We start from the raw sequence: 3,780 nt of genomic DNA, 5'->3' as shown, positions 1-3,780 counted from the left end.
GCTGAGCACTGGCGCGTCGTTGCTGCCGGTGACGGTGATCGTCACCAGCTGGGTGTCGACGCCGCCCAGGCCGTCGCTGACCTGCACGCTGAACACTTCGTTGTGACTCTCGCCCGCCTTCAGCGACTGCACTGCACTGGCGACCCCGTCGGTGCCATTGGCCAGGGTGTAGGTCCACTGGCCGCTGTTGTCTACGGCGATCGAACCGTAGGTGCCCGTATCTGTACCCGCAATGCTCCAGGTCGCCGTGGCGTCGTGATCGATGTCAGCCGAGCTGAACTGGCCATTGACGCTGAGCGTGGTGTCTTCCTGCACCGCGCCAACATCGTTGCCGGTCGCGAAACTGAGCACGGGTGCGTCGTTGCTGCCGGTAATGGTGACGGTCACCAGCTGGGTGTCCACGCCGCCCAGGCCGTCGCTGACCTGCACGCTGAACACTTCGTTGTGACTTTCTCCCGCCTTCAGCGACTGCACCGCACTGGCAACCCCGTCGCTGCCATTAGCCAGGGTGTAGGTCCACTGGCCGCTGCTGTCCACCGCGATCGAGCCAAAGGTGCCGGTATTTGGCCCGGCAATACTCCAAGTGGCGATGGCATCGTGATCGATGTCGGCCGCGCTGAACTGGCCGCTGACGCTGAGGGTGGTGTCTTCCTGCACCGTGCCGACCTCGTTGCCGGTCGCGAAACTGAGCACCGGCGCGTCGTTGCTGCCGGTAATGGTGATCGTCACGTCCTTGGTCACTGTCGCCCCGACGTCGTCGGTCAGCGTCACCGTGAACACTTCGGTCTTGGTCTGGCCCGCGGCCAGGTACTGCGCCGCGCTGTTGTTCAGCGTATAGGTCCAGCCCACGCTGCCCACCGCGTCGCCGGTGCTCTCGTCACTGACGGTGGCCACCAGCGTACCCAGCGCATTGGCTGGCGCGCTCACGCTGGCCACATGGGCGTCATCGGCCAGGTCCACGTCGCCGAAGGCGAAGCTGCCGCTGGCCAGCGGGGTACCGTCTTCGGCTACCGCCCCGCTTTCGACTTCTGCCGCCGTCACCGTCGGCGCGTCGTTGGTGCCGGTAATGGTGACGGTCACCAGTTGGGTGTCGACGCCGCCCAGGCCGTCGCTGACTTGCACCGTAAACACGTCATCATGGCTCTCGCCCGCCTTCAGCGACTGCACCGCACTGGCAACGCCGTCGCTGCCATTGGCCAGGGTGTAGATCCACTGGCCGGTGGTGTCCACCGCGATCGAACCGTAGGTGCCGGTGGACGCGCCATTGATGGTCCAGGTCGCCGTGGCATCGTGATCGATGTCGGCCGAGCTGAACTGGCCATTGACGCTGAGGGTGGTGTCTTCCTGCACCGCGCCGGCCTCGTTGCCGGTCGCGAAGCTGAGCACGGGCGCGTCGTTGCTGCCGGTAATGGTGACGGTCACCAGCTGGGTGTCGACGCCGCCGAGGCCGTCGCTGACCTGCACCGTGAACACGTCATCGTGGCTCTCGCCCGCCTTCAGCGACTGCACCGCACTGGCAACGCCGTCGCTGCCATTGGCCAGGGTGTAGGTCCACTGGCCGGTGGTGTCCACGGCGATTGCGCCGTAGGTGCCTGTCGACGCGCCATTGATGGTCCAGGTCGCCGTGGCATCGTGATCGATGTCGGTCGAGCTGAACTGGCCACTGACGCTGAGCGTGGTGTCTTCCTGCACTGCGCCGGCCGCATTGCCCGTCGCGAAACTGAGCACGGGCGCGTCGTTGCTACCGGTAATGGTGACGGTCACCAGTTGGGTGTCGACGCCGCCGAGGCCGTCGTTGACCTGCACCGTAAACACGTCATCATGGCTCTCGCCTGCCTTCAGCGCCTGCACCGCACTGGCGACCCCATCGCTGCCATTGGCCAGCGTGTAAGTCCACTGGCCGGTGGTGTCCACGGCGATCGAACCGTAGATGCCCGTATCCGTACCCGCAATGCTCCAGGTCGCCGTGGCATCGTGATCGATGTCGGTCGCGCTGAACTGGCCGTTCACGCTGAGCGTGGTGTCTTCCTGCACCGCGCCGGCCGCATTGCCCGTCGCGAAGCTGAGCACTGGCGCATCGTTGCTGCCGGTGACGGTGACGGTCACCAGCTGGGTGTCGACGCCGCCGAGGCCGTCGCTGACCTGCACCGTAAACACGTCCTCATGACTCTCGCCCGCCTTCAGCGACTGCACCGCACTGGCAACTCCGTCRCTGCCATTGGCCAGGGTGTAGATCCACTGGCCGGTGGTGTCCACCGCGATCGAACCGTAGGTGCCGGTGGACGCGCCATTGATGGTCCAGGTCGCCGTGGCATCGTGATCGATGTCGGCCGAGCTGAACTGGCCACTGACGCTGAGTGTGGTGTCTTCCTGCACCGCGCCCGCCGCATTGCCGGTCGCGAAGCTGAGCACGGGCGCGTCGTTGCTGCCGGTGACGGTGATGGTCACCAGTTGGGTGTCGACACCGCCGAGGCCGTCGCTGACTTGCACCGTGAACACGTCATCATGACTCTCGCCCGCCTTCAGCGCCTGCACCGCACTGGCGACTCCATCGCTGCCATTGGCCAGCGTGTAGGTCCACTGGCCGGTGGTGTCCACGGCGATTGCGCCGTAGATGCCTGTCGACGCGCCATTGATGGTCCAGGTTGCCGTGGCATCGTGATCGATGTCGGCCGAGCTGAACTGGCCACTGACGCTGAGCGTGGTGTCTTCCTGCACCGCGCCCGCCTCATTGCCTGTCACGAAACTGAGCACCGGCGCGTCGTTGCTGCCGGTGACGGTGACGGTCACCAGCTGGGTGTCGACGCCGCCCAGGCCGTCGCTGACTTGCACGCTGAACACTTCGTTGTGACTCTCGCCCGCCTTCAGCGCCTGCACCGCACTGGCAACGCCGTCGGTGCCATTGGCCAGGGTGTAGGTCCACTGGCCGGTGGTGTCCACGGCGATTGCGCCGTAGGTGCCTGTCGACGCGCCATTGATGGTCCAGGTTGCCGTGGCATCGTGATCGATGTCGGCCGAGCTGAACTGGCCGCTGACGCTGAGCTTGATGTCTTCCTGCACCGCGCCGGCCTCGTTGCCGGTCGCGAAGCTGAGCACGGGCGCGTCGTTGCTGCCGGTGACGGTGATGGTCACCAACTGGGTGTCGACGCCACCCAAGCCGTCGCTGACTTGCACGCTGAACACTTCGTTGTGACTCTCGCCAGCCTTCAGCGACTGCACCTCGCTGGCGACCCCATCGGTGCCATTGGCCAGCGTGTAAGTCCACTGGCCGGTGGTGTCCACGGCGATCGAACCGTAGGTGCCCGTATCCGTACCCGCAATGCTCCAGGTCGCCGTGGCATCGTGATCGATGTCGGCCGCGCTGAACTGGCCGTTCACGCTGAGCGTGGTGTCTTCCTGCACCGCGCCGGCCGCATTGCCCGTCGCGAAGCTGAGCACTGGCGCGTCGTTGCTGCCGATAATGGTGACGGTCACCAGCTGGGTGTCCACGCCGCCCAGGCCGTCGCTGACCTGCACCGTAAACACGTCATCGTGGCTCTCGCCCGCCTTCAGCGACTGCACCTCGCTGGCGACCCCATCGGTGCCATTGGCCAGCGTGTAAGTCCACTTGCCGGTGTTATCGACGGCGATCGAACCGTAGGTGCCCGTATCCGTACCCGCAATGCTCCAGGTCGCCGTGGCATCGTGATCGATGTCGGCCGCGCTGAACTGGCCGTTCACGCTGAGCGTGGTGTCTTCCTGCACCGCGCCGGCCGCATTGCCCGTCGCGAAGCTGAGCAC

Annotated in this window: 1 protein-coding gene; it reads right to left on the bottom strand. The window is 65.7% G+C overall.

The features are described from left to right. The coding region (locus tag AC1DXW_RS30785; protein ID WP_477760895.1) for a beta strand repeat-containing protein at window positions 1–3,780 on the bottom strand (3,780 nt) is incomplete at both ends.

The organism is Pseudomonas sp. P4_C4 (genome assembly GCF_056402055.1).
This window is presented reverse-complemented; position numbering and strand designations above follow the sequence as displayed.